Source organism: Phenylobacterium soli, from assembly GCF_003254475.1.
Classification (GTDB): domain Bacteria; phylum Pseudomonadota; class Alphaproteobacteria; order Caulobacterales; family Caulobacteraceae; genus Phenylobacterium; species Phenylobacterium soli.
Genome location: NZ_QFYQ01000001.1, coordinates 941,646 through 964,402, shown reverse-complemented (window position 1 = coordinate 964,402; position 22,757 = coordinate 941,646). Strand labels below are relative to the sequence as shown.

Genomic DNA, 22,757 nt, shown 5'->3' with positions numbered 1-22,757 from the left:
TTAGACTTCCTCTCCCGCCGCGGCGCCCACCGCTTCCTTGGGCCGGGTCGTCACTCGCTCGATGCGCTTCTCGAACACGGGCCCCTTCAGGATGCGGTCGACATAGATGCCCGGCGTGTGGATGTGGTCCGGGTCGAGCGATCCGACCTCCACCAGCTCCTCCACCTCGACCACCGTCGCCTTGCCGGCGGTGGCCATCATCGGATTGAAGTTCCGGGCGGTCTTTCGATAGACGAGGTTGCCCTCGGCATCGCCCTTCCACGCCTTGACGATGGAGAGGTCGGCCACGAGGCCCCGCTCCATCACATAGGTTTCGCCGTCGAACTCGCGGGTCTCCTTGCCCTCGGCGACCAGGGTGCCGACACCGGTCTTGGTGAAGAAGGCCGGGATGCCCGCGCCGCCGGCCCGGATCCGCTCGGCGAGTGTGCCCTGCGGATTGAACTCCAGCTCCAGCTCGCCCGAGAGGTAGAGCTTCTCGAACAGCTTGTTCTCGCCGACGTAGCTCGAGATCATCTTCTTGATCTGGCCGCCGGCCAGCAGGATGCCGAGCCCGAAGTCGTCGACCCCGCAGTTGTTGGAGACGACCGTCAGCTCCTTCACCCCCGAGGCGCGGATCGCCGCGATCAGGTTCTCCGGGATGCCGCAGAGCCCGAAGCCCCCGGCCATGATGGTCATGCCGTCGAAGAGCAAGCCCGCCAGGGCCTCCTCGGCGTTCGTCTGCACCTTGTTCGCCATGGCGGTTAGTTACGCTCGAAACGAGGGGTTGAGAACCGGTCGCGGCTTTATTTCATCATCTGATGAGATTTGGCGAGCCGAAAAACCGCGTGCACCGGGCGAGCAGCCGGGCTCTTTTCGCGCGATGAGTTCGAACGCCCTCCTGATCCAGGCCCTGGTCTATCTCGCGGCCGGGGTGATCTCGGTCCCGATCGCCAAGCGCCTGGGGCTCGGTTCGGTGCTGGGCTACCTGCTGGCCGGCGTCGTCGTCGGGCCGTTCGCGCTGAACCTCGTCGGCCAGGCGGGCGACGTCATGCGCTTCGCCGAGTTCGGCGTCGTCATCCTGCTCTTCCTGATCGGCCTCGAGGTGCGCCCGGCCCTCCTCTGGCGGATGCGCACCGCGATATTCGGCCTGGGGCTCGGCCAGCTCCTCGCCACCACGGCCCTCGTCGCCGCGGCCGGCATGGCGTTCGGCATCGCCCCGCGCACGGGGATCGCCGCCGGCCTGATCCTCGCCATGTCCTCCACCGCCATCGTCCTTCAGGGGCTGGAGGAGCGCGGCCTGCGCCAAGGGCCGGTCGGCGAGACCGCGTTCGGCGTGCTGCTCTTCCAGGACCTCGCCGTCATCCCGCTCTTCGCCCTCCTGCCCCTGCTCGCGGTCGGCGGCGCGGTCCCGGTCGCCGACCACGAGCCCCTGCTGCTCGACGGCTTGCCGGGCTGGGCCCGGGCGCTGGCTGTGCTGGCCGCCGTGGTGGTCGTCTGGGTGGCGGGGCGCTACCTGACCCGGCCGCTGTTCCGGTTCATCGCCGCCGCCCGCCTGCGCGAGATGTTCACCGCCTCCGCGCTCCTGCTCGTCGTCGCCGTCGCCGCCCTGATGGAGACCGTCGGCCTGTCGCCGGCGCTCGGCGCCTTCCTGGCCGGCGTCGTGTTGGCCGAGAGCGAGTTCCGCCGCGAGCTCGAGACCGACATCGAGCCGTTCCGCGGCCTGTTCCTCGGCCTCTTCTTCATCACCGTCGGCGCGGGGCTCGACCTCGGCGTGGTGGCCGCCCGCCCGGCCCTGGTCGCCGGGCTGGTCGCCGGGCTGATGATCCTGAAAGCGGTCGCCATGTACGGCGTCGGCCGCCTCTTCCGCCTCACCGAGCGCACCGCACGCACCAGCGCGGTGGCCCTCGCCCAGGGCGGCGAGTTCGCCTTCGTCCTCCTGGGCTTCGCCGCCGGCGCCCGCGTGCTCGACCCGGCCGACGCGCGCCTGCTCACCGCCGTCGTGGCGGTTTCGATGGCCGCCACGCCCCTCGTCTTCGCCGCCTACGCCCGGCTGGTGCTCGACCGCCAGGAAGACCGCGCCGAGCCCGAGCGCCTGCCCTTCGACGAGGGCGATCCCGACGCGATCATCGCCGGCTTCGGCCGCTTCGGTCAGATCGCCGCGCGCCTGCTGATCGCCAACGACTTCAACGTCGTCCTGCTCGATTCCAGCGTCGAGCAGATCGACGCCATCCGCCGCTTCGGTTGGCGGGTGCACTATGGCGACGCCAGCCGCCTCGACCTGCTGCGCACCGCCGGCGCCGAGAAGGCCAAGCTGCTGCTCGTCGCCATCGACGACCGCGACAAGACGCTGGAGGTCGTCGAGGCCGCCAAGGAAGCCTTCCCGCACCTGTCGATCATCGCCCGCGCCTACGACCGCCCGCACGCCTACGAGCTGCTCAAGCGCGGCGTCGACGCCGTCGAGCGCGAGACCTACGAGAGCGCCCTCAACTTCGGCCGCCACGCCCTCGAGCAGCTCGGCTTCACCGACCGGCGGGCGCTCAAGGCCGCGGTGCTCTTCCGCAAGCACGACGACGAGCTGTTCCGCGAGCTGCAGGCCTCCTATGGCCAGGCCGAGGATCAGTACATCAGCGCCACCCGCGCCTCTCGCGAGACCTGGGAGCGGCTGATCCGCACCGAGATGGCCAAGATCGCCGAGGCCGACGAGGACGAGGAGGCCGGCGAGGACGGCGGGCGCCAAACGTCGCGCCGTCTGGAGGCCTGATCCGACCAGGTGTAGGAAGGGCGCCATGAGCCAGGCTCCCACCCTCCAGCGCGGCATCGCGCCCGTCTCCTTCGCCGACTTCAGCCGCGACTTCGACGGCTTCTCCAAGGCGCTCGGGGACAGCTTCGCCCGGTACGGCTTCGCCGTCGTCGCCGACCACGGCATTCCGCAGGACCGCATCGACCTGGCGCTGCGCTCGGCCAAGCAGTTCTTCGCCCTGCCGGAAGAGACCAAGCTGAAGTACAAGCTGCCGGTGATGGGCCAGCGGGGCTACACCCCCTTCGGCATCGAGACCGCCAAGGGCCACGCCCACTACGACCTCAAGGAGTTCTGGCACGTCGGCCGGGACCTGCCGGAGGGCCACCGCTACCGCGACCACATGCCCGACAACGTCTGGCCCGACGCCGACGCCCCCGGGTTCCACAAGAACGTCGGCTGGCTCTACGGCGCGCTCGACGCCATGGGCTTCAAGGTGCTGGAGGCGATCGCCGTCTGGCTCGGCCTCGACCGCCACTTCTTCGAAACCACCGTGTCCGAGGGCAATTCGATCCTGCGCCTGCTGCACTATCCGCCGGTGCCGAAGGACGGGCCGCACATCCGCGCCGGCGCGCACGAGGACATCAACGTCATCACCCTGCTGCTGGGCGCCGAGGAGGCCGGCCTGGAGGTCAAGGAGAAGGACGGCAGCTGGCTGGCGATCAACCCGCCGCCCGGCTCCCTCGTCATCAACATCGGCGACATGCTGCAGCGCCTGACCAACCACAGGCTGCCGTCCACCACGCACCGGGTGGTCAATCCTTCGCCCGAGCGGCGCGGCTTTGCGCGCTACTCGACGCCGTTCTTCCTGCACTTCAACTCGGACTACCTGATCGAGACCCTGCCGAACTGCGTCGACGCCGAGCACCCGGACCGCTACCCGACGCCGATCACGGCCAACGAGTACCTCCAGGAACGCCTGCGCGAGATCAAGCTCGCCTAGGTCACGCCCCGTTGGCGGGGCGGGCTCAGATGGGCGCGGTCAGGTGGGCGCGCTCAGGTGGGCGCGCTCAGGTGGTCAGGGCCTCGGCCGCCTCGACGCCGCTCACGCTGACGTTCAGGTCGGTGATCAGGCCGTTGGCGATCGAATAGACCCAGCCGTGGACGCAGAGGTCCTGACCCCGCGCCCAGGCGTCCTGCACGAAGACGTCGGAGGCGACGTTCTTCACCTGCCGGATCACGTTGAGCTCCACGAGCCGGTCCCAGCGCGCGCGCTCGTCGGGCAGCCCGTCCAGCTCGCACTTGTGGTTGGCGTGCACCTCGCGGATCGGGTGCAGCCAGTGGTCGATCAGGCCCAGGCGCTTGCCGTCCACCGCCGCGGCGACGCCGCCGCAGCCGTAGTGGCCCACCACCAGGATGTGCTTCACCTTCAGCACGTCCACGGCGAACTGGAGGACGCTGAGGTAGTTGGCGTCCTGCGGCGGGGCGAGATTGGCGATGTTGCGGTGGACGAACACCTCGCCGGGGTCGAGATCGATGATCTCGTTGGCCGGCACGCGGCTGTCGGAGCAGCCTATCCACAGGTATTCCGGCGCTTGCTGGCCCACTAGGCGCTTGAAGAAGCTCGGGTCGACGGAGGTCTTCTTGTCGGCCCAGCGGCGGTTGTTGGCTTTCAGGTCCTCGAGCATGGCGCGCCTCTAGATCGATGGGACGGGCGCGACAAGCTTCCGTCGCGTCACTTTCGTTGGGTCAGGCGGGCCTGGCGTCCGGCTGCCGGTCCGGATGGGCCGCGGCGAAGGCGGGATGAGCCGCCGCCCGCTCGGCCACCGCGCGGATCGCCGGATAGGGCGCCACGTCGACACCGTAGCGCTCCGCCGAATAGACCTGCGGGATCAGGCAGCAGTCGGCCAGGCTCGGCGCCTCGCCAAAGGCGAAGCCCCGCCCATGACGAGCCACCATCGGCTCCAACGCCTTGAACCCGTCGTTGATCCAGCGCTGCGACCAGGCCTGCCGGCCGGCGTCGTCGACGCCCATCGCGGTGAGCTGCTGCTGGATCCGCAGGTTGTTCAGCGGATGGACGTCGCAGGCGACGATATCCGCCATGGCGCGCACCACCGCCCGGTCCTCGGGGTTGCCCGGCAACAGGGCCGGCTCCGGATGGGTCTCCTCGAGCCACTCGAGGATCGCCAGGCTCTGGGTGATCACCCGCCCGGCCTCGGTGACGAGGGCCGGGGTCAGCTCCTGCGGGTTGAGCGCGGCGTAGGCGTCCTCGTGTTGCACGCCTTTGGCGAGGTTCACCGGCGCGTAGTCGTACTCGAGGCCCTTCAGGTTGAGGCCGATCCGCACCCGGTAGGGCGCGGTCGCCCGCCAGTAGCTGTGCAGGACGAGGGCCATCTCAGACGATCCCGAAGGCGAGCGTTCCGACGCCCTCGACCTCGCCCTCGACCTTGTCGCCGCGGACCAGCGGGCCGACGCCCTCCGGCGTGCCGGTGAAGATCAGGTCGCCCGGCGCCAGGCGCCACAGCTTCGAGGCCTCGGAGATGATCTCGGCGACGTTCCAGATCATGTCGGCGACGGTCGCGTCCTGGCGCGTCTCGCCGTTCACCGAGAGCGCAATGCGGCCCTGCGGCGGCGCCCCGCTCCAGCGGCGGATCGCCGACATCGGCGCCGACTGGTCGAATCCCTTGGCGCTGTCCCACGGCTGGCCCTTGTCGCGCGAGGCGGCCTGCAGGTCGCGGCGGGTCAGGTCGACGCCGACGGCGTAGCCGAAGACGAGATCCAGCGCCGTCTCCACCGGCAGGTCCGCGCCGCCGCCCCCCAGGGCGACCACCAGCTCGATCTCGTGATGGAAGTTGGCCGTGCGCTGCGGATAGGCGACGTCGCGGCCCGGCTCGACCAGGGCGTCGGCGGGCTTGGCGAAGAAGAACGGCGGGTCGCGGTCATCGCCGCCCATCTCGCGCCGGTGGGCGGCGTAGTTGCGCCCCACGCAGAGGATGCGGCGCACCGGGAAGCGGGCGGTCTCGCCGTCGACGGGGGCGCTGACCGTGGCGGGAGGATCGATCACGTAGGAGGTCATGTCCAGCGACTTAGACCCGCGGGGCGGCCATGGAAAGCGGCGGCTATTTCAGCCGGTCGGCGAGCGCGCTCGCCACCTCGTAGTGGTGCTGGATCACTGGCAGGGTCTGGGTGGCGTACGCCTTCAGCGCCACGTTGTCGCCGTTCTGGGCGTAGTCCTGCGTCAGCGCCAGGGCTGCCCGGTGCGCCTTCACCTGGCCGGCCATGTAGGCCTTGTCGAAGCCCGCCGGATCGGCGCCGGAAAGCTCGGAGAGCGCGGCCTGCTGATCGTTGTCGAGGGCGCCGCCGGCCGGGAGCGCCTGGCCGGCGGACGCCAGGGCCTTCGTGAAGTCGTCGGACGACTGGCCGTGGTCGCGCAGCATCATCGCCGCGAAGCTCTTCACCTCGGGATTGGCCGCGCGCTGTGACGCCGCCTGGGCGGCCTGCAGCTCGAAGGCGTCGCCGGCCGCGGCCCTGGCCGCGAAGTCGGCGGCCGGCGTCGGCGGCGACGGCGCGGCGGCGATCACCATGGAGACCCGGCCGCTCGCCTGGCGGTCGGCGGTGAAGGCCGCCTGCTGCGCCCCCTCGCCCGCCTTGCCGCAGGCGGCGAGGCCGGCCAGGAGACACACGAGGAGCGGCAGTCGGCGGGGCATGGCGCCTCCGGACGTTGACAAGCGGCGCAGGGCACGGCTCCTGACGCCTTCGCCGAAAACGACACCGTCGCCTCGCCCGTTCCGCCGAAAGCCGCCGCTCCATGACCGACGCCGCCGCCCCGCCCGCCACAGGACCGCTGGCCGATCTGCGGGTGATCGAGATGGGCACCCTGATCGCCGGCCCGTTCTGCGGCCAGATCCTCGGCGACTTCGGGGCCGAGGTGATCAAGATCGAGGACCCCCGCGTCGGCGATCCCATGCGCCAGTGGGGCCGCAGCCTGCCCAAGGGCCAGTCGCCCTGGTGGCCGGTGATCGGCCGCAACAAGAAGTCGGTCGGCCTCGACCTGCGCACGCCGGAGGGCCAGGCGATCGCCCGTCAGCTCATCGCCTCGTCCGACGTGGTGATCGAGAACTTTCGCCCCGGCGCCATGGAGAAGTGGGGCCTCTCCTACGAGAGCCTCGCCGCCGAGAACCCGAAGCTGATCATGGCGAGGGTTTCGGGCTTCGGTCAGACCGGCCCCTATTCCCAGCGCGCCGGCTACGGCCTGATCGGCGAGGCCATGGGCGGCCTGCGCTACGTGACCGGCGAGCCGGACCGACCGCCGGCGCGCGCCGGCATCTCCATCGGCGATAGCCTCGCGGCCATGCACGCGGTCATGGGGATCACCATGGCCCTGCACGCCCGCGAGCGCACCGGCCGCGGCCAGGTAATCGACGCGGCCCTCTTCGAGAGCGTCCTGGCGGTGATGGAGAACCTGGTCACCGAATACGACCTGACCGGCTACATCCGCGAGCGCTCGGGCTCGATCCTGCCGGGCATCGCCCCGTCCAACGCCTACCCCTGCGCCGGGGGCGACATGATCCTGATCGGCGGCAACGGCGACACCGTCTTCGCCCGCCTCGCCGAGGCCATGGGGCGGCCGGATCTGAAGACCGACCCCAAGTTCGTCAGCCACGCGGCCCGCGGCCAGAACCAGGCCGAGCTCGACGCCATCATCGCCGACTGGACCGGCGGCCAGAAGCTCGACGACCTGCTGGCCCTGCTCGAAGCCAAGGGCGTGCCGGCTAGCCGCGTGTTCCGCGCCCCCGACATGCTCGAGGATCCGCAGTACCGGGCGCGCGAGGCCATCGTCGAGCTGCCGCATCCGGTGTTCGGCAAGGTGAAGATGCAGAACGCGTTCCCCAAGCTGTCGGCCACGCCGGGCCAGGTGCGCTGGCCGGGGCCGGCGCTGGGCCAGCATACGGACGAGGTGCTGCAAAGCGTGCTCGGCCTCTCCGCCGAACGCGTGGCGGAGCTGCGCGAGAAGGGCGTCGTCTGACGCCCGCGCAAGACGCGCCCTGGGTTCGCCCCAGGCGCGGGAGGTCGGGTCGCTTGATCCGGGCGATGTCCCATGGCCGCCGGTCCGGCCTCTGCGACTGAGCCGCAGATCCCCCGTCGCGCACTCTTAAGGCTCAGCTTGGCTTAGTCGAGGCGGCGCCTTGTCTCAGGTCAGCGTCAAGCCGTCGCAAGCAGTTCAGCCACCGCTGCGGCCACCTGGGTCACGTCGTAGGGCTTGCGGATCACCGGCGCGTCGAAGCCGCCGGGCCCCCCGCCCGCCTCGCCGTAGCCGGTGGCGAAGACGAACGGCACGTGCCGCGCCGCCAGGGCCTCGGCCACGGGCGTCACCGACTGGCCGTTGAGGTTGGCGTCGAGCACCGCCGCGTCGATCGGCCGGTCGAGCAGGGCCATCGCCTCCTCCAGCTCGTAGGCCGGGCCGATGACCTCGGCGCCGGCTTCGGAGAGCCCTGTCTCCAGCTCCAGCGCCAGCAGCACCGCGTCCTCGACGATCAGCACCCGCGCGCCCTTCAGGCTGGCCGCCCGGCCCGCCGGGGCGGCGGCCTCGGGGGCGCGCGCCGCCGGGGCTTGGGGCACGGTGTCCGGACGCGGCGCCAGCGCCGCCGCCCCGGCCCGTAGGGTCGCGCGCACGCCGGAGGGCCGGTATTCGACGCTCGCCCCGCCGTTCAGCTCGCGCCCGGTGACCTGCTGCAGCAGGGTCGAGCCGAAGCCACGCGTCTTTGGCGCGGTGACCCGCGGCCCGCCGCTCTCGGTCCAGACCAGCTCGAAGCCGCCGTCCGCCAGGCGCTCCCAGCGCACGTCCACGCGGCCGGCCTCGTTGGAGAGCGCTCCGTACTTGGCGGCGTTGGCGGCCAGCTCGTGCAGCGCCAGGGCCAGGGCGTTGGCCGCCCGCGGCGTCAGGAACAGCTCCGGCCCCTGCCAGCGGGTCTGGCCGGGAGCGATGGCGCCCAGCTCGGCGGCCGCCAGGTGGTCGATGGCCGCGCCGCGCCAGCGGGCGGCGGTCAAGAGCTCGTTGGCCGAGGCCATCGCCTTCAGCCGCCCGGCGAAGGCCTGCAGGAAGGCCTCCAGCGAGGTCGTCTGCTTGGCGGTCTGGCTGGAGAGGGACTGCACCGCGGCCAGCACGTTCTTCACCCGGTGATCGAGCTCGATCATCAGTTGCTGGCGGCGTTCCTCTTCGGTCTTGCGGGCGGTGATGTCCTCGGCGACGCCGGTGACGGTCCGCGCCTTGCCGGCGGCGTCGCGCACGATGATCCCGGCGATGCGGATCCAGCGCTGCCCCGGCTCCTTTGGATGCAGGTAGCGCAGCTCGAGGTCGAAGCCGTCCCCCTGCGCCAGGTTCGCGGCCCGGTCGGCGCGCAGCAGGCCGACGTCGTCCGGATGCACATAGGCGTCGAGGACCTCGCCGCCCTGGGCCGAGTGCTCGCCTTCCGGCAGGCCGGTGATCGCCGCCATACGCGGGCTGACGTGGATGACGTCCCGCGCCAGGTCCCACTCGAACTCGCCGAGGCCGGCCGCCTGGACAGCCCGCTCCAGGCGTGATCGGTCGGTCGGCCGGGCCAGGTCGTGCCGCGTCATAAGTCAAACATAGGCCGCGTCGCGGCGGTTCGCGACAAGGAACCCGCAGAACAGGGGAAGCCGAAAACTACGGTCCCGCTTAAGGGAACTCGCCAACAGCGCTCGCGTTTCGCGGCCCAGGATGGGGAAGGGCCTTGCCGCTCCGCCTTTGCCAGGAAGGCGGAACCGGCCTAGCATGACCGACGTTTCGGGAGCGCTTCCCCGCCGCCTCGCCCAGGCTGAGTTGGGGCTCGGTTTTGGGGCTCGATTTTGGAGACAGCAGATATGCCCGCGAACGCCGCAGATTACGCCGCCGACGAAACCAAGAATGGGGTCGAGACGGCCAAGAGCATGACGGCCGAAGCCCAGCGCACCTTCGCCGATGCGCGCGCCCGCATCGAACAGGTGGTGCAGGACGGCCTCGAACAGCTCCGCGCCCAGTCGCGCGCCTATGCCGACACCGCCGGCGAGCAGATCGACCAGGCCCAGCAATATGTCACCGAGCGCGTCCGCGAACGGCCCCTCGCCGCCACCGGCGTCGCCCTTGGCGTCGGCGTCCTGATCGGCCTGCTGCTGTCGGCCGGCCGTAAGTGATCTTCAAACGACTGATTTCCATGATCGCCGCCGTCGCCGCCATAGCGGCGGCGGCTGTCGTTGTGGTCATCGCGCTGTCGTTCGCCGTCTACGCGGCGCTGCGCGACCTGATCGGCCCGGCCTGGGCCGCAGCCGCCGTGGCCGGGGCCTTCGCCCTGCTGGCGGTGATCCTCGCTTTCCTGCTCACCCGCAAGGCCAAGCCCAAGCCGGTGAAGGGGGACGACCAGAACCTCTCGGCGCGGCTGATCGAGCTCGCCCGCGAGCGGCCGCTCGTGGCCGCCGGCGCCATGGCCGCGGCCGTGGTCGTGGTGGTGCGCAATCCGCGCATCCTCACCGCCATCGCCACCGCCGCCTTCGCCAGCCGCAAGCCGTCCAAATCCTGATCTTTTCCGAGCGGCGTTCGGTGGAACGGCCGGCCTCAGAGGGCGTTGACCTCCCGCAGACGCACCTGCGCCTGCGCCGTCAGCGCCGCCAGGCGGCGCGCTTGGAGAAGATCAAATGCTAGGCTGGGCCCTGACATTCCTGGTGGTCGCCCTGATCGCCGCTGTGCTCGGCTTCACCACGATCGCGGGGGCCGCGATGGGTGTGGCCAAGATCCTGTTCTACGTCTTCCTGGTGCTGTTCCTGGTTTCCCTGGTCATGCACTTCGTCAGGGGACGCGGGACCACGCTTTAACCGCCACGTCGGTCCACGGACCACGTGCGATAAGGCTCGAACCTCGAGCCGGTCCATGCAAGGGCGGCGATCCGTATCGCCGCCCTTTCTATATCGATGACATTGAACCCCGGCGGGACGCCGCGCTCGCGCACCGACAGGGTGCCCGCCCCCACCGCATAGGTCCGCCCGTCGCCGAACGGATAGGGCCAGACGAACGGCGCGTGGATATGGCCCGAGAGCACCAGATCGACCCCCGCCTCGGCGAAGGCGCGGGCCGCCGCCTGGCCGTTCCAGACCCGCGCGGTCATCGGCCCGCCGATCATCTCCATGAGCGGATGATGGCAGGCCACCACCCGCACGCACTCGGGGGCCGCCGCGTCGAGCCAGACCGCCGCCGCGCGCGCCTGGCGCGGGTCGATCTGGCCCTTGGACCAATTGAGGCGCGGCTGCGCGCCCCGCGCGGTGTTGAGCCCGCGCACGGCGAAGCCGTCTCCCAGATGGCTCTGGCTCCATGCCGGGCCGATCGCCGCCTCGAACCGTCGGAAGGGCGTGGCGATGCGCTCCACCCAGGCGAGGTAGGGCGCGTCGTGGTTTCCCGGCGTGACCAGCCGCGGCCCTTTGAGGCGCGCCAGCCATGCCGCCGCCGCGGCGAACTCCGCCGGCTCGGCGAAGCGGGTGAGGTCGCCCGAGATCACCGTCAGGTCGAACTCGCCGTCGTTGACGAACTCGGCCGCCGCGGCCACCGCCTCGCGGTTCTCGCCGCCGAAATGGATGTCCGACAGATGGACGAGGCGGGGCACGCCTCAGTCTTCCTTCGGCGGCGCGAGGATCCGCGCCACGTTCGGTCGCCAGCTCACCTCGGTGGAGGACGACAGTCGATGCAGCTCGCCGTCCAGCAAGGCGGGGATTCCCTTGGAGGCCCAGACCCGCGCCCGGCGGCATGGACGCGTCACCACCGCCGGGTCGTCGCGCCAGTCGCGCACCAGGGCGTTCAGCCCCAGCCGGAAGGCGTCGCCCGTGCCGTGCAGATCGAGCGCGGCGGCCTCCAGGGCCGGGGTCTCGTCGGCCATGGCGCGGGACACGTGCGGGCACATGAACACCACCGCCTCCGCCTTCTCCCGCTCGCCGCCGTCCAGGCTGTAGCGCAGCCGGCCGGAGAACGCCCGCTGGAACGCCCGCCGGGCCCAGGCCAGCGCCAGCCACGGCTCGCCGTAGCGCGCCGCCTCGCGGGCCGGCGCCCACAGGGCCGGCGAGCCCAGCACCGCGGCCACCAGGAATGGATGGTCGCCGACCATGCCGCCGCCGAGGTTGCGCGCCTCGCCCTCGGCCAGGGCCAGGGAAAGGGCGTCCTGCCAGGAGCGCTTGCCGTAGATCGTCCGCGGCAACAGGTTCATCGTCCCGCCGGGCAGCGGCGCCAGCAGCGGCCCCTCGGGCCCGCACAGCTCGGCGGCGGTCCGCGCCGTGCCGTCGCCGGCCAGCACGACGAGGAGGTCGGGCGCGGCGTCCACCGCCGCCCGCAGGCAGTTGGTCAGGTCGTGGGTCTCGGGCGCGCAGACGTGGGCGTTCAGCCCGTGGTCGGCGAAGATCTTCTCGATCTCGTCGGGCGCATCCTTGTCGACGCCTCCGGACGCCAGGTTGGCGACGACCTCGACGCGGCGGATGCGCGTCACGCTCGCGGTGTCCAGGATGGTCAGCCCGCCGCGTCGGACGCCTTGGCCCGCGCGCTGTCGGTGGCGTCGCGCACCGCCTGCCCGGCGTTGGCCGCGGCCGAGGGCGCCCGGTCGGCGGCGATCGACAGGCTGTGATCCACCACCTCGCCGGCCCGGCCGAAGGAGCCGTTGATCACCGCCAGCGCGAGCAGCACCAGGCCCACCAGGGCGAAGGCGAAGGTCAGGGTCATGCCGATCGGATGGCGCTTGCGGCGGGCGCGTTCGTCTCGCCGGCCGTGCTCGTACGCCTCGCGCAGGTCCTGCTTGTCCATCGCATCCCCCCGGACCGCGCCCGCTGACGTGTCACGGTCTTGAGGATCGTCGCCCAGGCGTCCGGCAACCATGGGACTGCTCCGCTAGAGGCTCTTCGTTGCGCCATCCAACGGCGTTCTTCCTCCCGGGTTCCGCGCCAGAGGCGGGGGAACTGCAACGCTTGACTGGCGTTAGGCCCGCCAGGGGACCCCGACTGGGGACAGCAAAGGAGAGCCAAGGATGCTCAAGCCATTGATCGCGCTCGCCGGCGCCGGCGTTCTGGTCGCCGCCTGCGCGGACGACCCGCACACCACCAACACCACGCTCGGCGGCGCCGCGCTCGGCGCAGTCGCGGGCGCCGTGATCGGCAACAACGTGGGCTCCGGCAATGCGGCGACCGGCGCGGCGATCGGCGCTGCGGTCGGCGGTGCGGCCGGCGCCGTGAAGGGCTGCCGGGACCAGGGCGGCTGCGGCTCGACGGCCAACGTCAACCGCCGCCAGTACTATGACGATCGTGCGGGCCGGTACTACTATTACGATCCTGCGACCGGCCGGTACTACTGGGAAGACGGCTCGCCGCGCTACTGAGGCGGACGGTTTCCGATCATCGATCGGCAGGGCGGCCGGACCTCCGGCCGCCCTTTATCGCGCCCCCTTCGAGGGGCTGGGAGTCTGAGGGCTGGAGGGGCAGATGAAGACCATGGTGCTGGCGACGGCCGTCGCCTTCGGGGCTGCGGCGAGCCTGGGCGGCTGCGCCACGGTGCAGAACGCCCGCGCCCGGCTGGTGCGCGCGTCCGCGCGCTGCGTGGACCAGACGGTGCAGATCTATTTCGAGCCGCAATCGGCGGCCCTGACCCGCGAGGGCCGGCTGGTCATCGATCAGGCGGCGAGCCAGGCGCGCGGCTGCCGCGTGACCACGGTCGATGTGGTGGGCCTGGCGGACGCCGCCGGCGCCCCTGACGCCAACCTCGAGCTCTCGAAGCGCCGGGCCGAGGCGGTCGCCGCCGCGCTCGCCGCCAACGGCCTGCCAGCCGCCGACTTCCAGGTCGGCGCCGCGGGCCAGGCCGGCGCCGTGACCGCCGACGGCAAGGCCGCGCCCCTGCGCCGCCGCGCCGACGTCACCCTTCACCTCGCCGCGCGCTGAGCCTGTCTCGGAACGCACGAAGGTGCATGAGGCGGCCATAAGGCCCGCCGCAAAGAAAGAGGCGGGCCATACGGCCCGCCAGTGTGCATCATCGAGAAAAGGGGTGCGGAGACGGCAGACTGGCATGGTCGCCAGTCTCAAGTCGGGGGGGGCGTCGCCGCCTCCGCACTGCCCTAAACACGCACTCCCCAAAAGGCGTTCCGCGTGCCGATCACTTTTTTCGAAAAAATTTGCGCGCCGCAGCCTGCCGCGCCCACGCGCTGCAAACGGGTCGACCAGACTCGCCCAGCACCCGCAAGACTTATCCACAGGCCCTAAAAACTCAAGCCGATTCTGAAGCTTGACCATGGACGGCCAGTCCGGATGGGCGCTTCCCTCCGCCCCGCCCCTGCGGCACTCTTGGCTTCATAAGAACGAAGGCGGGAGGAACGCCGATGCTGCTCGCGGGCGTGAAGGTCGTGGAGTGGTCGACCTGGGTGGCGGGGCCGGGCTGCGCCGCGGTCATGGCCGACTGGGGCGCCGACGTCATCAAGGTGGAGAGCGCCGCCGGGGACGCGACCCGCGGCTTCTGGCCCGACACCGAGGAGAGCCCGGGCAACCCGATCTTCTCCAACGAGAACCGCGGGAAGCGGGGGGTGGTGCTCAACACCGCCAGCCCCGCCGGACGCGCCGCCCTGCTGGCGATCCTCAAGGACGCCGACGTCTTCGTCACCAACGTCCGTCCCGGCGCCCTCAAGCGCGCCCGCCTTGACTACGAGAGCCTGAAGGACGAGCTGCCGCGGCTGATCTACGCCAATGTCACCGGCTACGGCCTCACCGGCCCGGAGGCCGACATCCCGGCCTTCGACCTGACCGGTTTCTGGACCCGCTCTGGCGTCGCCCACGCCACCATCCCGCCGGACCAGGAGCCCTTCACCTGCCGGCCGGGGTTCGGCGACCACGTCACCGCCCTCGCGACCCTCTCCGGCGTCCTCGCCGCCCTGCACGAGCGCCACGCCACCGGCCGCGGCCGCCAGGTGGAGACCGCGCTGATCCGCGCCGGCGTCTATGCGCTCGGCTGGGACTATTCGATCCACCTGCGCTACGGCGAGGCCGTCACCGCCCAGCCGCGCGACGACCGGCCCGGCGCCCTCTCCGGCTATTTCCGCACCCGCGACGAGCGCTGGTTCTGCGTCGCCTCGCGCGCGCCGCGCGACCTGCCGGCAGTGCTCGCCCAGCTCGGCCACGCCGACATGGTGGAGAACCCCCGCTACGCCGTGCCGATCCTCGACCTCGAGGCGGTGCGGGAGGTGCGGGCGGTGCTCGACGACGCCTTCGCCGGCCTCACCCTAGACGAGGTCAGGGCCCTGATGACGCGAGCCGACGTGATCTGGGCGCCCATGGCCACCCTCGACGAGGTCGTCGCCGACCCTCAGGCGCACGAGGCCGGCTGCTTCGTCGAGACGCCGGACGGCTGGGGCGGCGCCTTCGCCGCGCCCGCCGCGCCGGTCCGCTTCCCGGGCCTCGACCACGGCCCGCGCACGCCCGCGCCCCGCCTTGGCCAGCACACCCGTGAGGTGCTGCGCGAGGCCGGCTTCGGCGAGGCCGAGATCGAGGGGCTGTTCGCCGCCGGGGCCGCCCAGCAGGCCGTCTAGAAGCCGGCGTCGCGCAGGACGGCGTGGCCGATCCAGCTGGTGATGCCGGTGACGATCGCCGCCAGCACCGCCGCGACCAGGCCGTCCACGTGGAAGCCGCGCAGCAGGGCCGAGACGAGGAGGATCATCAGGGCGTTCACCACCAGCAGGAAGAGGCCCAGGGTCACCACCGTCAGCGGCAGGGTGAGCACGAAGACGATCGGCCGGATGAAGGCGTTGACGAGGCCCAGCAGCACGGCGGCCAGCAGCAGGGTCTCGGTGTCGCGCACCCGGATCCCCGGCACGAACCGCGCCGACAGCCACAGCCCCAGCGCGGCGAACAGCGCGCGGACGATGAAGTGCAGCACCATCTTATCGAGCTCCCGCCTCCGACGCGGCGAGTAGAGCCCCAAACTGCGCCGGAACGGAAGCGCTTCGGCGTGAAATACAAGCGGCGCAATTCGGCCGCGCCGCTGGGGCATGGCTCCGCGGATCGCGCAGCGGAGGGCCCGGATGAAGATGCTGAATCCGATGATCGTCGTGGGCCTCGTCGTCTCGCTCGCCGCCTGCGCCTCCGAGCCGCCGCGCCGGGGCGGCGGCCACGGCTTCCGCCGCGGTGGACCGCCCCGCGAAGGCATGGTTCCCGACGCCGACGGCGCGCGGCGCAGCGTCTTCATCAGCCCATCGGGTCAGCCATTCCGCGGCGCGGACGGGCTGCGGGCGTGGTTCGCCGCCGCCGACGCCGACCACGACGGGGCGCTCACGGCCGCGGAGTTCCAGGCCGACGCCATGGCCTTCTTCCAGGTGCTCGACGCCAACCACGACGGGACCGTCGACGGCTTCGAGGTCTCCGCCTACGAGCAGACCATCGCCCCCGAGATCGCGGCCATGGAGTTCGAGCGGCCGGACGCCGGCGGTCCGGGCTTTGGCCGCCGCGGCCGGGGTGGACGCCGCGGCCCGCCGGTCGGACCTCGCGGCCGCTACGCCCTGATCAACGAGCCCGAGCCGGTGGCCGGGGCCGACGAGAATGTCGACGGTCGGGTGACGGCCGAGGAGTGGAAGCACGCCACGGCCCGCCGCTTCGCCTTGCTCGACAAGGCCCGGACGGGCCGCCTCACCCTCGACGGACTGGAGGGCCGCAAGCCGCCCAAATCTTAACGCCGCCGCTCGCCGAACAAGGTTCCGTTCACCATTCCCCTGTAAGTTGCACTCAACCGCTGCGGCGGATTCCAAAAAGCCGCGACCAGAACGTCGCGACAGGGGAAGGCGGACGTGACCAAGGCGCTGGCCAAGCTGCTCGACGATCGGCTCGACGAAGTAGCGCGCACCTCCTGGTCCGTGCTGTTGGCCCGGGTCGTGGTCATCTTCGGCGCCGCCTGGATCAGCTGCAACCTGTTCGGGCTGAAGGTCGGCCTGGCCTGGTTCGTCGTCTGCCTCTGCGCCGAGGCGGCCACGCGGATCGCCTCGCGTAACGCCATGTGGGGCGGGTCGATGACCGTCCGCGAGCGGTTCGCCTACGTCCTCTGCATGATGATCAACTGCTGCGTCTGGTGCGGCATCGCGGTGCAGCTCTGGTTCGCCGGCTCGGACGCCTACCGGCTCACCGGCCTCGCCGTCCTGGCGACCCTCCTGATCCACGCTCAGTCGTTCTCGTTCCGCTCGCCGGTGACCCTGATGGCCATGGGCCTGCCGCCGACCGTGCTGTGGATCGTCCTGCCGAGCTTCCTGGGCGGCTACCATGGCGGTGACCTGCTGGTCGTCGCCTTCGGCTTCCCGCTGATCCTCGCCTATCTGGGCGTCACCGGCGCGGCCACCGCCCGCAGCACCATCCGTCTCACCGAGGCCGAGCGCCAGGCGGTGGCCGCCAACGACGCCAAGACCGCCTTCCTGTCCATGGTCACCCACGAGCTGCGCACCCCGCTCAACGGCGTGCTCGGCATGGCCCGCGCCCTGCAGCGCACGCCGCTCAACGCCCGCCAGCAGGGCTATGTGGAGACCATCCTGCGCTCGGGCGACGGCCTCTTGGCCATCCTCAACGACGTGCTCGACCTCTCCAAGATCGAGGCCGGTCGGATGGACCTCGAGGTCGCCGCCTTCGACCTCGCCGCCCTCGGCTTGCAGTCGACCGAGCTCTACGCTGAGGCCGCCGGCGCCAAGAAGCTGGCCCTCGCCTGCGAGGCCGACGCCCAGCTCCCCGCCCGGGTGCTCGGCGACGAGACCCGCGTGCGCCAGATCGTGCTCAACCTGCTCTCCAACGCCATCAAGTTCACCGACAAGGGCGGCGTCACCCTGACGCTTCGCCCCTCCCCCGGCGCCGACGGCGATGGCGGAGTGGAGATCCTCATCGCCGACACCGGCGTCGGCATGACGCCCGAGCAGATGACCCGCCTCTTCCGCCCCTACGCCCAGGCCGACGCCTCGACGGCGCGCAAGTACGGCGGCACCGGGCTGGGCCTGTCGATCTGCCGCAAGCTGGCGACCATGATGGGCGGCGAGATCACCGTCGAGAGCGAGCCCGGCAAGGGTTCGGTGTTCCGCGTCTGGCTGCCGCTGCCCGCCGCCGAGGCGGAGACCGTCGAGACGCCTGAGACCGCGCCCGCGGCGCTGCCGCCGCTGCGCGTGCTCGTCGCCGACGACAACCCGATCAACCTCGCCGTCGCCCGCGCCCTCCTCGAAGCCGCCGGGGTGGTGGTCGAGACCGCGGCCCACGGCGCCGAGGCCCTTGAGCGCCTCAGCCACGAGGCCTTCGACCTCGTCCTGATGGACGTGCACATGCCGGTGATGGACGGCATCGAGGCCGTCGGCCGGATCCGCGACGGCCAGGCCGGCCGCGCCTCCATTCCGGTGATCGCCCTCACCGCCGACGCCATGGCCGGGGAGGAGCAGCGCCTCAGGGCCGTCGGCTTCGACGCCCTGCAGCCCAAGCCCGTCCAGCCGACCGAGCTCTTCGCCGCCATCGAGCGGCTGGTCGCCGCCGCGCCCGGCGCGGCCCAGTCGGCGGCCTAGACCCTCACGACCTCGAGGTCCGGCACGGTCTCCTTCAGCCGGCCCCCGACGCGGATCGGCTCGATGCGGCGCGCCAGGCCGGTGGCCTCGTCGGTCTCGACGAACACGCCACACACCGTCGCCGGGCCTTCCGCCGGCTTGAACCGGCCGCCGTTGATGCGCGTGGTGAACCGTCGAAGCGGCTCTTCCTTGTCGTTGCCGATGACGCTGTCGTAGTCGGCGCAGGCCCCGGCGTCGGTCTGGTAGGCCGTGCCGCCGGTGAGGATCTGGGCGTCGGCGGTCGGCACGTGGGTGTGCGTGCCCACCACCAGGCTCGCGCGCCCGTCGCAGAAGTGGCCCATGGCCATCTTCTCCGAGGTGATCTCGGCGTGCATGTCGACGATCACCGCGTCGGCGGCGCCCCCCAGCGGGCAGGCCTCCAGCTCACGGTCGACCGCCGCGAACGGATCGTCCAGGCTGTCCATGTGGATGCGGCCGAGGAGGTTGATCACCAGTACGCGCCGCCCACGCGACGTCTCCAGGAGCTGCGCCCCGCGCCCCGGCGGATCGGCCAGGGCCGGATAGTTCGCCGGCCGCACGAGCCGCGGCTCGCGGACGATGTAGGTCAGCGCCTCCTTCTGGTCCCAGGCGTGGTTGCCGAGCGTCAGGCAGTCGGCGCCGGCGTCGAACAGCTCGCGCGCCGTGCCCTCGGTGATGCCGAAGCCGGCGGCCGCGTTCTCCGCGTTGACCACCACGAACTCGAGGTCGAGCCGGCGACGCAGGGCCGGCAGGTGCTCGGCCAGGCCCTCGCGGCCGCTGCGCCCCACCACATCCCCGAAGAAAGCAAATCGCATCGCTGGAACTTCAGTCCTTCTCGACCGGCTGATAACCGGCCTCGGTCAGAATGGCGTCGAGCCGCTGGTCGTGCGGCTCCATGGGGATCTCGTCCACCGCCTGTCCCGCATAGGCGAGGCCGAGGACGAAAACGGGTCCGGCGGCGCGAAGGTTCTCCAGCGTGCGGTCATAGTGCCCGCCGCCCTGGCCCAGCCGGCCGCCGCGCGCGTCGTAGGCCACGAGCGGCGTCACCACCACCCTAGGCGTCACCGCCTCGGCCGCCGCGCCGGGCGCCGGCACGCCCACCGCATCGGCCTCCAGCGCCTCGCCGATACGCCAGCGGCGGAACTGCAGTCGCCCGTCGCGGGCCTGCGCCGCCGGCAGGGCCACCGTCCGGCCGGCCGCCGCCAGCCGCTCGGCGAGCGGGGTCGGGTCGAGCTCGGAGCCCTGGGCATAATAGACCGCCACCGGCCCGTCGGGCAGGGCCTCGAGGGGCAGGGCCTCAGCGGCGCGGAAGCCCGCGTCGGGCGCCGCGGCAGCCAGGCTGCGCCGCAGCCGGCGCATGCGCTGGCGAAGCGCCGTCTTGTCGAAGGCAGGGGTCACGCGCTGGCTTGTACAGGAAAAATGGGCGGTGAGGAGAAAGGGTGGCGGCGCCGCGAGAACCGTGAAGGACTGTTTCATCCCCTCGACCTGGATACACCAGGTGGGCGCCGTTTGCCCGAGACCACGATCCCGGACAGGGACAGCTCCCTTAGAGAGAATTAAGGTCGCTGGGATATGTCGCCTTCGACGTGAGCCGCAGCACGACCCGCCGGCTCCCAAGGTAGTGGGCCGCGCCGGCGCGCGCTACCCCCCGAAGCTACCCCTCGGCCGCCAGCTTCTCGATCTTCGCCGCCGCGGCCTCCAGGGCCGAGACCGCCTTGGTCTCCAGCCGGCCGCGCTCGGTCTGCAGCCGGCCAACCTCGGCCTGCAGGGCGCCGAGCCGGTTCTTGGCGTCGGCCAGTTCGTCGGCCAGCAGCAGCGCTCCCATCAGGAACAGGCGCGTGTCGCCCAGCTGGCCCATGTCGGCGCTGACGTGGCGCACCTGCTGGTCGAACATCCGGGCGAGCTCGATCAGGTGCTGTTCCTGCCCGTCCTCGCAGCCCACCGCGTAGGGCCGGCCGTTCACCTCGACGGTCACCTGGGCCATGTCAGTGCTCCTGCGTCAGCTGCAGGGCCGGGGCCGCCCCGTCGAGGGCGGAGCGGATCTCCGCGATGGCGCGACCGAGCGCCGCAGAGGCCTCGGCGCCGGCTTCCTCCAGCGCCCGCTCGCGGGCCCGCGCCTCGTCCAGCTCGGCGGCCAGCTTGGCGCGGTCCTGGTCGAACAGCCCGCCGACCTCGGCGCCCGCCTGCTTCAGCTTCTGTGCGAGCCGCTGCTCCAGGGTGAGGATCGCCCGTTCCAGACGCTTGGCCGCCAACTCGAGGGCGCTTTCGCCGGTCATGCCATCCTCCAATAGACTCAAGGGTCTGGCGGACGATCTTAGACACGCCTTTCGCCTCTAGAGAAGGCGCCTGGCGCGGATCGGCCGCGGGGTGGGCCTAAGGCGGTATCGCGGCGGTTTCTTGACCCCGCGCCCATCGCATGCGAGGCCCCGCTCGCATTCCTTGACACCGCCACAATCAGGACCTCGATGCCCGCGCCGCTCAAGATCATGGCCGACGCCATCCGCGTGCTCTCTATGGACGCCGTGGAGAAGGCCAATTCCGGACACCCCGGCATGCCGATGGGCATGGCCGACGTGGCCACGGTGCTCTGGTCGAAGTTCCTGAAGTACGACGCCGCCGACCCGGCCTGGCCGGACCGCGACCGCTTCGTACTCTCGGCCGGCCACGGCTCGATGCTGCTCTACAGCCTCCTGCACCTGTCGGGTTTTAAGGCCATGACGATGGACCAGATCAAGGCCTTCCGGCAGCTCGGCTCGGCCACCCCCGGCCACCCCGAGTACGGCCACAGCCCGGGCGTGGAGACCACCACCGGGCCGCTCGGCCAGGGCCTCGCCACCTCGATCGGCATGGCCATCGCCGAGCGCCACATGGCGGCCCGCTTCGGCGCCGACCTCGTCGACCACCGCACCTGGGTGGTCGCCGGCGACGGCTGCCTGATGGAGGGCGTCAGCCAGGAGGCGATCGCCCTCGCCGGCCGCCTGAAGCTGTCGCGCCTCACCGTCCTCTGGGACGACAACCGCATCACCATCGACGGCGCGGTCTCGCTCTCGGACGCCACTGACCAGCTCGCCCGCTTCAAGGCCGCCGGCTGGGCGGTGAAGGCCATCGACGGCCATGACGTCGGCCAGATCCGCCGGGCGCTCGCCTGGGCCACCCGCCAGGACAAGCCCACCCTGATCGCCTGCCGCACCCAGATCGGCAAGGGCGCCGCCACCCTCGAAGGCCACCACGACACCCACGGCAAGGCCCTGGGCACCCAGGAGATCGAGGCCACCCGCGCCAAGCTCGGCTGGAGCCACGAGCCCTTCGTGATCCCCGACGAGGTCTATCGTCCCTGGCGCGCCGCCGGCCGCCGCGGCCGCAAGGACCGCAAGGCCTGGGAGGCCCGCCTTGCCGCCTCCGGCCAGAAGGCCGACTTCGAGCGCGCCGTCGCCGGCGACCTGCCGGCCCACGCCTTCGAGGCGCTCGACGCCTTCATCGCCAAGGCCGCCGCCGAGAAGCCCGCCGCCGCCACCCGCCAGCACTCCGGCGCGGTGCTCGAGCAGGTCTTCGGCCAGGTCCGCGAGATGGTCGGCGGCTCGGCCGACCTCACCGGCTCCAACAACACCTACGTCAAGAACACCCAGGTCCTCGACGCCCCCGACTACGCCGGCCGCTACGTGAACTACGGCGTGCGCGAGTTCGGCATGGCCGCGGCCATGAACGGCATGGCCCTGCACGGCGGCGTGATCCCCTACGGCGGGACGTTCCTGGTCTTCTCCGACTACGCCCGGCCGGCGATCCGCCTGGCCGCCCTGATGGGCGTGCGGGTGATCCACGTCGGCACCCACGACTCCATCGGCCTCGGCGAGGACGGCCCCACCCACCAGCCGGTCGAGCACCTCGCCTCGCTGCGGGCCATGCCGAACCTCAACGTCTTCCGCCCAGCCGACGCCATCGAGACCGCCGAGTGCTGGAAGCTGGCGCTCGACGCCAAGACCACGCCTTCGATCATGGCCCTGTCGCGCCAGAAGACCCCCGCCGTGCGCGGCGCCCCGGCCGGCGAGAACCTCTCGGCCCGCGGCGCCTACCAGCTCGCCGCCGCCGGCCATCCGGCCCAGGTGACGATCTTCGCCACCGGCACCGAGGTCGCCATCGCCCTCGCCGCCCGCGACATGCTGGAAGCCGACGGCGTCGGCGCTCGGGTGATCTCGGTCCCCTCCTTCGAGCTCTTCGAGCAGCAGCCGGCGGACTACCAGGCCGCGGTGATCGGCGAGACCGCGGTGCGCGTCGCCGTCGAGGCCGGCGTCAAGCAGGGCTGGGAGCGCTTCATCGGCGAGGCCGGCGTCTTCATCGGCATGAGCGGCTTCGGCGCCAGCGCGCCCGACAAAGTCCTCTACCCGCACTTCGGCATCACCGCCGAGGCGGTCGTCTCCGCAGTCAAGGCGAAGCTCTAAGGACGGGGTGAGGGC

The 22,757-nt window shown here is 71.6% G+C and carries 26 protein-coding genes and 1 other RNA gene; 12 read left to right on the top strand and 15 right to left on the bottom strand.

Annotation, left to right across the window (positions count from 1 at the left end; genetic code table 11):
• Positions 1 to 735: a CoA transferase subunit A gene (locus DJ017_RS04880; RefSeq protein WP_111527653.1), complete on the bottom strand. Its 735-nt coding sequence runs from the start codon at positions 733 to 735 to the stop codon at positions 1 to 3.
• A 124-nt stretch (positions 736 to 859) separates the two neighbouring features.
• Here DJ017_RS04880 and DJ017_RS04875 point away from each other — a divergent pair, with 124 nt between their 5' ends.
• Positions 860 to 2,740 (top strand): monovalent cation:proton antiporter-2 (CPA2) family protein, encoded by a 1,881-nt coding sequence (locus DJ017_RS04875; protein WP_111527652.1) that lies wholly within the window; start codon positions 860 to 862, stop codon positions 2,738 to 2,740.
• Between the two features lie 25 nt (positions 2,741 to 2,765).
• On the top strand, positions 2,766 to 3,719 hold the full coding sequence (locus DJ017_RS04870) for an isopenicillin N synthase family dioxygenase (RefSeq protein WP_111527651.1): 954 nt from the start codon (positions 2,766 to 2,768) through the stop codon (positions 3,717 to 3,719).
• A gap of 67 nt (positions 3,720 to 3,786) precedes the next feature.
• Here the strand turns inward: DJ017_RS04870 and DJ017_RS04865 are convergent, their stop codons facing one another.
• The 4 genes from DJ017_RS04865 to DJ017_RS04850 form a co-directional block, all read right to left on the bottom strand.
• Positions 3,787 to 4,404, bottom strand: a complete 618-nt coding sequence (locus tag DJ017_RS04865; protein WP_111527650.1) for a carbonic anhydrase — start codon at positions 4,402 to 4,404, stop codon at positions 3,787 to 3,789.
• Between the two features lie 61 nt (positions 4,405 to 4,465).
• Positions 4,466 to 5,110, bottom strand: coding sequence for a maleylacetoacetate isomerase (gene maiA / locus DJ017_RS04860; protein WP_111527649.1), 645 nt, complete (start codon positions 5,108 to 5,110; stop codon positions 4,466 to 4,468).
• Position 5,111: 1 nt separating this feature from the next.
• Positions 5,112 to 5,792, bottom strand: coding sequence for a fumarylacetoacetate hydrolase family protein (locus DJ017_RS04855; RefSeq protein ID WP_111527648.1), 681 nt, complete (start codon positions 5,790 to 5,792; stop codon positions 5,112 to 5,114).
• A 43-nt stretch (positions 5,793 to 5,835) separates the two neighbouring features.
• Positions 5,836 to 6,423: a DUF4142 domain-containing protein gene (locus DJ017_RS04850; RefSeq protein WP_111527647.1), complete on the bottom strand. Its 588-nt coding sequence runs from the start codon at positions 6,421 to 6,423 to the stop codon at positions 5,836 to 5,838.
• A gap of 101 nt (positions 6,424 to 6,524) precedes the next feature.
• Between DJ017_RS04850 and DJ017_RS04845 the strand changes: the two genes are divergently transcribed.
• A complete protein-coding gene (locus tag DJ017_RS04845; RefSeq protein ID WP_111527646.1) occupies positions 6,525 to 7,742 on the top strand; it encodes a CaiB/BaiF CoA transferase family protein in 1,218 nt (405 codons plus the stop codon).
• Positions 7,743 to 7,918: 176 nt separating this feature from the next.
• Here DJ017_RS04845 and DJ017_RS04840 read toward each other — a convergent pair whose 3' ends face one another.
• Complete coding sequence (locus tag DJ017_RS04840) at positions 7,919 to 9,334, bottom strand: HWE histidine kinase domain-containing protein (RefSeq protein WP_111527645.1); 1,416 nt, start codon at positions 9,332 to 9,334, stop codon at positions 7,919 to 7,921.
• 264 nt (positions 9,335 to 9,598) lie between these two features.
• Between DJ017_RS04840 and DJ017_RS04835 the strand changes: the two genes are divergently transcribed.
• From DJ017_RS04835 to DJ017_RS04825, 3 genes are all read left to right on the top strand, one after another.
• Positions 9,599 to 9,907 (top strand): DUF883 family protein, encoded by a 309-nt coding sequence (locus DJ017_RS04835; RefSeq protein ID WP_111527644.1) that lies wholly within the window; start codon positions 9,599 to 9,601, stop codon positions 9,905 to 9,907.
• Between the two features lie 20 nt (positions 9,908 to 9,927).
• Positions 9,928 to 10,290, top strand: coding sequence for a hypothetical protein (locus DJ017_RS04830; protein WP_111527643.1), 363 nt, complete (start codon positions 9,928 to 9,930; stop codon positions 10,288 to 10,290).
• A gap of 115 nt (positions 10,291 to 10,405) precedes the next feature.
• Positions 10,406 to 10,582 carry a DUF1328 domain-containing protein gene (locus DJ017_RS04825; protein WP_111527642.1) on the top strand — a complete coding sequence of 59 codons (177 nt, stop codon included), beginning with the start codon at positions 10,406 to 10,408 and terminating at the stop codon, positions 10,580 to 10,582.
• Here the strand turns inward: DJ017_RS04825 and DJ017_RS04820 are convergent.
• The 3 genes from DJ017_RS04820 to DJ017_RS04810 are packed head-to-tail and all read right to left on the bottom strand — an operon-like array spanning position 10,579 to position 12,545.
• Entirely contained in the window at positions 10,579 to 11,364 is a 786-nt protein-coding gene (locus DJ017_RS04820) for a metallophosphoesterase family protein (protein WP_111527641.1), read from the bottom strand. The two genes, DJ017_RS04825 and DJ017_RS04820, sit on opposite strands and share 4 nt — an antisense overlap.
• Before the next feature lie 3 nt (positions 11,365 to 11,367).
• Positions 11,368 to 12,234, bottom strand: a complete 867-nt coding sequence (locus DJ017_RS04815) for a diacylglycerol/lipid kinase family protein (RefSeq protein WP_111527640.1) — start codon at positions 12,232 to 12,234, stop codon at positions 11,368 to 11,370.
• A 20-nt stretch (positions 12,235 to 12,254) separates the two neighbouring features.
• Positions 12,255 to 12,545 carry a hypothetical protein gene (locus tag DJ017_RS04810; protein ID WP_111527639.1) on the bottom strand — a complete coding sequence of 97 codons (291 nt, stop codon included), beginning with the start codon at positions 12,543 to 12,545 and terminating at the stop codon, positions 12,255 to 12,257.
• A 220-nt stretch (positions 12,546 to 12,765) separates the two neighbouring features.
• Between DJ017_RS04810 and DJ017_RS04805 the strand changes: the two genes are divergently transcribed.
• From DJ017_RS04805 to DJ017_RS04795, 3 genes are all read left to right on the top strand, one after another.
• Positions 12,766 to 13,113: a YMGG-like glycine zipper-containing protein gene (locus DJ017_RS04805; RefSeq protein WP_111527638.1), complete on the top strand. Its 348-nt coding sequence runs from the start codon at positions 12,766 to 12,768 to the stop codon at positions 13,111 to 13,113.
• Between the two features lie 103 nt (positions 13,114 to 13,216).
• Positions 13,217 to 13,669, top strand: coding sequence for an OmpA family protein (locus DJ017_RS04800; RefSeq protein WP_227000024.1), 453 nt, complete (start codon positions 13,217 to 13,219; stop codon positions 13,667 to 13,669).
• A gap of 434 nt (positions 13,670 to 14,103) precedes the next feature.
• A complete protein-coding gene (locus tag DJ017_RS04795) occupies positions 14,104 to 15,303 on the top strand; it encodes a CaiB/BaiF CoA transferase family protein (RefSeq protein WP_227000023.1) in 1,200 nt (399 codons plus the stop codon).
• On the opposite strand, the gene DJ017_RS04790 is transcribed toward DJ017_RS04795, so the two are convergent.
• Entirely contained in the window at positions 15,300 to 15,650 is a 351-nt protein-coding gene (locus DJ017_RS04790; protein WP_111529972.1) for a phage holin family protein, read from the bottom strand. The genes DJ017_RS04795 and DJ017_RS04790 overlap by 4 nt on opposite strands.
• Before the next feature lie 145 nt (positions 15,651 to 15,795).
• Between DJ017_RS04790 and DJ017_RS04785 the strand changes: the two genes are divergently transcribed.
• Positions 15,796 to 16,440: a hypothetical protein gene (locus tag DJ017_RS04785; protein ID WP_165830527.1), complete on the top strand. Its 645-nt coding sequence runs from the start codon at positions 15,796 to 15,798 to the stop codon at positions 16,438 to 16,440.
• Positions 16,441 to 16,554: 114 nt separating this feature from the next.
• Entirely contained in the window at positions 16,555 to 18,288 is a 1,734-nt protein-coding gene (locus DJ017_RS04780) for an ATP-binding protein (protein WP_111527636.1), read from the top strand.
• Here the strand turns inward: DJ017_RS04780 and DJ017_RS04775 are convergent.
• The 5 genes from DJ017_RS04775 to DJ017_RS04755 form a co-directional block, all read right to left on the bottom strand.
• Complete coding sequence (locus tag DJ017_RS04775) at positions 18,285 to 19,121, bottom strand: TIGR00282 family metallophosphoesterase (protein WP_111527635.1); 837 nt, start codon at positions 19,119 to 19,121, stop codon at positions 18,285 to 18,287. The two genes, DJ017_RS04780 and DJ017_RS04775, sit on opposite strands and share 4 nt — an antisense overlap.
• Positions 19,122 to 19,131: 10 nt before the next feature.
• Positions 19,132 to 19,704 (bottom strand): 5-formyltetrahydrofolate cyclo-ligase, encoded by a 573-nt coding sequence (locus DJ017_RS04770; RefSeq protein ID WP_227000022.1) that lies wholly within the window; start codon positions 19,702 to 19,704, stop codon positions 19,132 to 19,134.
• 43 nt (positions 19,705 to 19,747) lie between these two features.
• A non-coding RNA gene (gene ssrS / locus DJ017_RS04765) (6S RNA) lies at positions 19,748 to 19,909 on the bottom strand.
• Positions 19,910 to 19,960: 51 nt separating this feature from the next.
• Entirely contained in the window at positions 19,961 to 20,290 is a 330-nt protein-coding gene (locus tag DJ017_RS04760; protein WP_111527634.1) for a cell division protein ZapA, read from the bottom strand.
• Between the two features lies 1 nt (position 20,291).
• Positions 20,292 to 20,582, bottom strand: coding sequence for a DUF4164 family protein (locus DJ017_RS04755; protein ID WP_111527633.1), 291 nt, complete (start codon positions 20,580 to 20,582; stop codon positions 20,292 to 20,294).
• A gap of 189 nt (positions 20,583 to 20,771) precedes the next feature.
• Here DJ017_RS04755 and tkt point away from each other — a divergent pair, with 189 nt between their 5' ends.
• Positions 20,772 to 22,742, top strand: coding sequence for a transketolase (gene tkt, locus DJ017_RS04750; protein WP_111527632.1), 1,971 nt, complete (start codon positions 20,772 to 20,774; stop codon positions 22,740 to 22,742).
• Positions 22,743 to 22,757: the final 15 nt, after the last annotated feature.

Excerpts from the sequence above, each read along its gene's own strand:
- DJ017_RS04850 (WP_111527647.1), bottom strand. The coding sequence starts at position 6,423 with ATGCCCCGCCGACTGCCGCTCCTCGTGTGTCTCCTGGCCGGCCTCGCC.
- DJ017_RS04810 (WP_111527639.1), bottom strand. The coding sequence starts at position 12,545 with ATGGACAAGCAGGACCTGCGCGAGGCGTACGAGCACGGCCGGCGAGAC.
- DJ017_RS04785 (WP_165830527.1), top strand. The coding sequence starts at position 15,796 with ATGAAGATGCTGAATCCGATGATCGTCGTGGGCCTCGTCGTCTCGCTC.
- DJ017_RS04760 (WP_111527634.1), bottom strand. The coding sequence starts at position 20,290 with ATGGCCCAGGTGACCGTCGAGGTGAACGGCCGGCCCTACGCGGTGGGC.
- DJ017_RS04805 (WP_111527638.1), top strand. The coding sequence starts at position 12,766 with ATGCTCAAGCCATTGATCGCGCTCGCCGGCGCCGGCGTTCTGGTCGCC.
- DJ017_RS04870 (WP_111527651.1), top strand. The coding sequence starts at position 2,766 with ATGAGCCAGGCTCCCACCCTCCAGCGCGGCATCGCGCCCGTCTCCTTC.
- DJ017_RS04835 (WP_111527644.1), top strand. The coding sequence starts at position 9,599 with ATGCCCGCGAACGCCGCAGATTACGCCGCCGACGAAACCAAGAATGGG.
- DJ017_RS04825 (WP_111527642.1), top strand. The coding sequence starts at position 10,406 with ATGCTAGGCTGGGCCCTGACATTCCTGGTGGTCGCCCTGATCGCCGCT.
- DJ017_RS04840 (WP_111527645.1), bottom strand. The coding sequence starts at position 9,334 with ATGACGCGGCACGACCTGGCCCGGCCGACCGACCGATCACGCCTGGAG.
- DJ017_RS04865 (WP_111527650.1), bottom strand. The coding sequence starts at position 4,404 with ATGCTCGAGGACCTGAAAGCCAACAACCGCCGCTGGGCCGACAAGAAG.
- DJ017_RS04875 (WP_111527652.1), top strand. The coding sequence starts at position 860 with ATGAGTTCGAACGCCCTCCTGATCCAGGCCCTGGTCTATCTCGCGGCC.
- maiA (WP_111527649.1), bottom strand. The coding sequence starts at position 5,110 with ATGGCCCTCGTCCTGCACAGCTACTGGCGGGCGACCGCGCCCTACCGG.
- tkt (WP_111527632.1), top strand. The coding sequence starts at position 20,772 with ATGCCCGCGCCGCTCAAGATCATGGCCGACGCCATCCGCGTGCTCTCT.
- DJ017_RS04845 (WP_111527646.1), top strand. The coding sequence starts at position 6,525 with ATGACCGACGCCGCCGCCCCGCCCGCCACAGGACCGCTGGCCGATCTG.
- DJ017_RS04775 (WP_111527635.1), bottom strand. The coding sequence starts at position 19,121 with ATGCGATTTGCTTTCTTCGGGGATGTGGTGGGGCGCAGCGGCCGCGAG.
- DJ017_RS04800 (WP_227000024.1), top strand. The coding sequence starts at position 13,217 with ATGAAGACCATGGTGCTGGCGACGGCCGTCGCCTTCGGGGCTGCGGCG.
- DJ017_RS04855 (WP_111527648.1), bottom strand. The coding sequence starts at position 5,792 with ATGACCTCCTACGTGATCGATCCTCCCGCCACGGTCAGCGCCCCCGTC.
- DJ017_RS04830 (WP_111527643.1), top strand. The coding sequence starts at position 9,928 with ATGATCGCCGCCGTCGCCGCCATAGCGGCGGCGGCTGTCGTTGTGGTC.
- DJ017_RS04880 (WP_111527653.1), bottom strand. The coding sequence starts at position 735 with ATGGCGAACAAGGTGCAGACGAACGCCGAGGAGGCCCTGGCGGGCTTG.
- DJ017_RS04795 (WP_227000023.1), top strand. The coding sequence starts at position 14,104 with ATGCTGCTCGCGGGCGTGAAGGTCGTGGAGTGGTCGACCTGGGTGGCG.
- DJ017_RS04755 (WP_111527633.1), bottom strand. The coding sequence starts at position 20,582 with ATGACCGGCGAAAGCGCCCTCGAGTTGGCGGCCAAGCGTCTGGAACGG.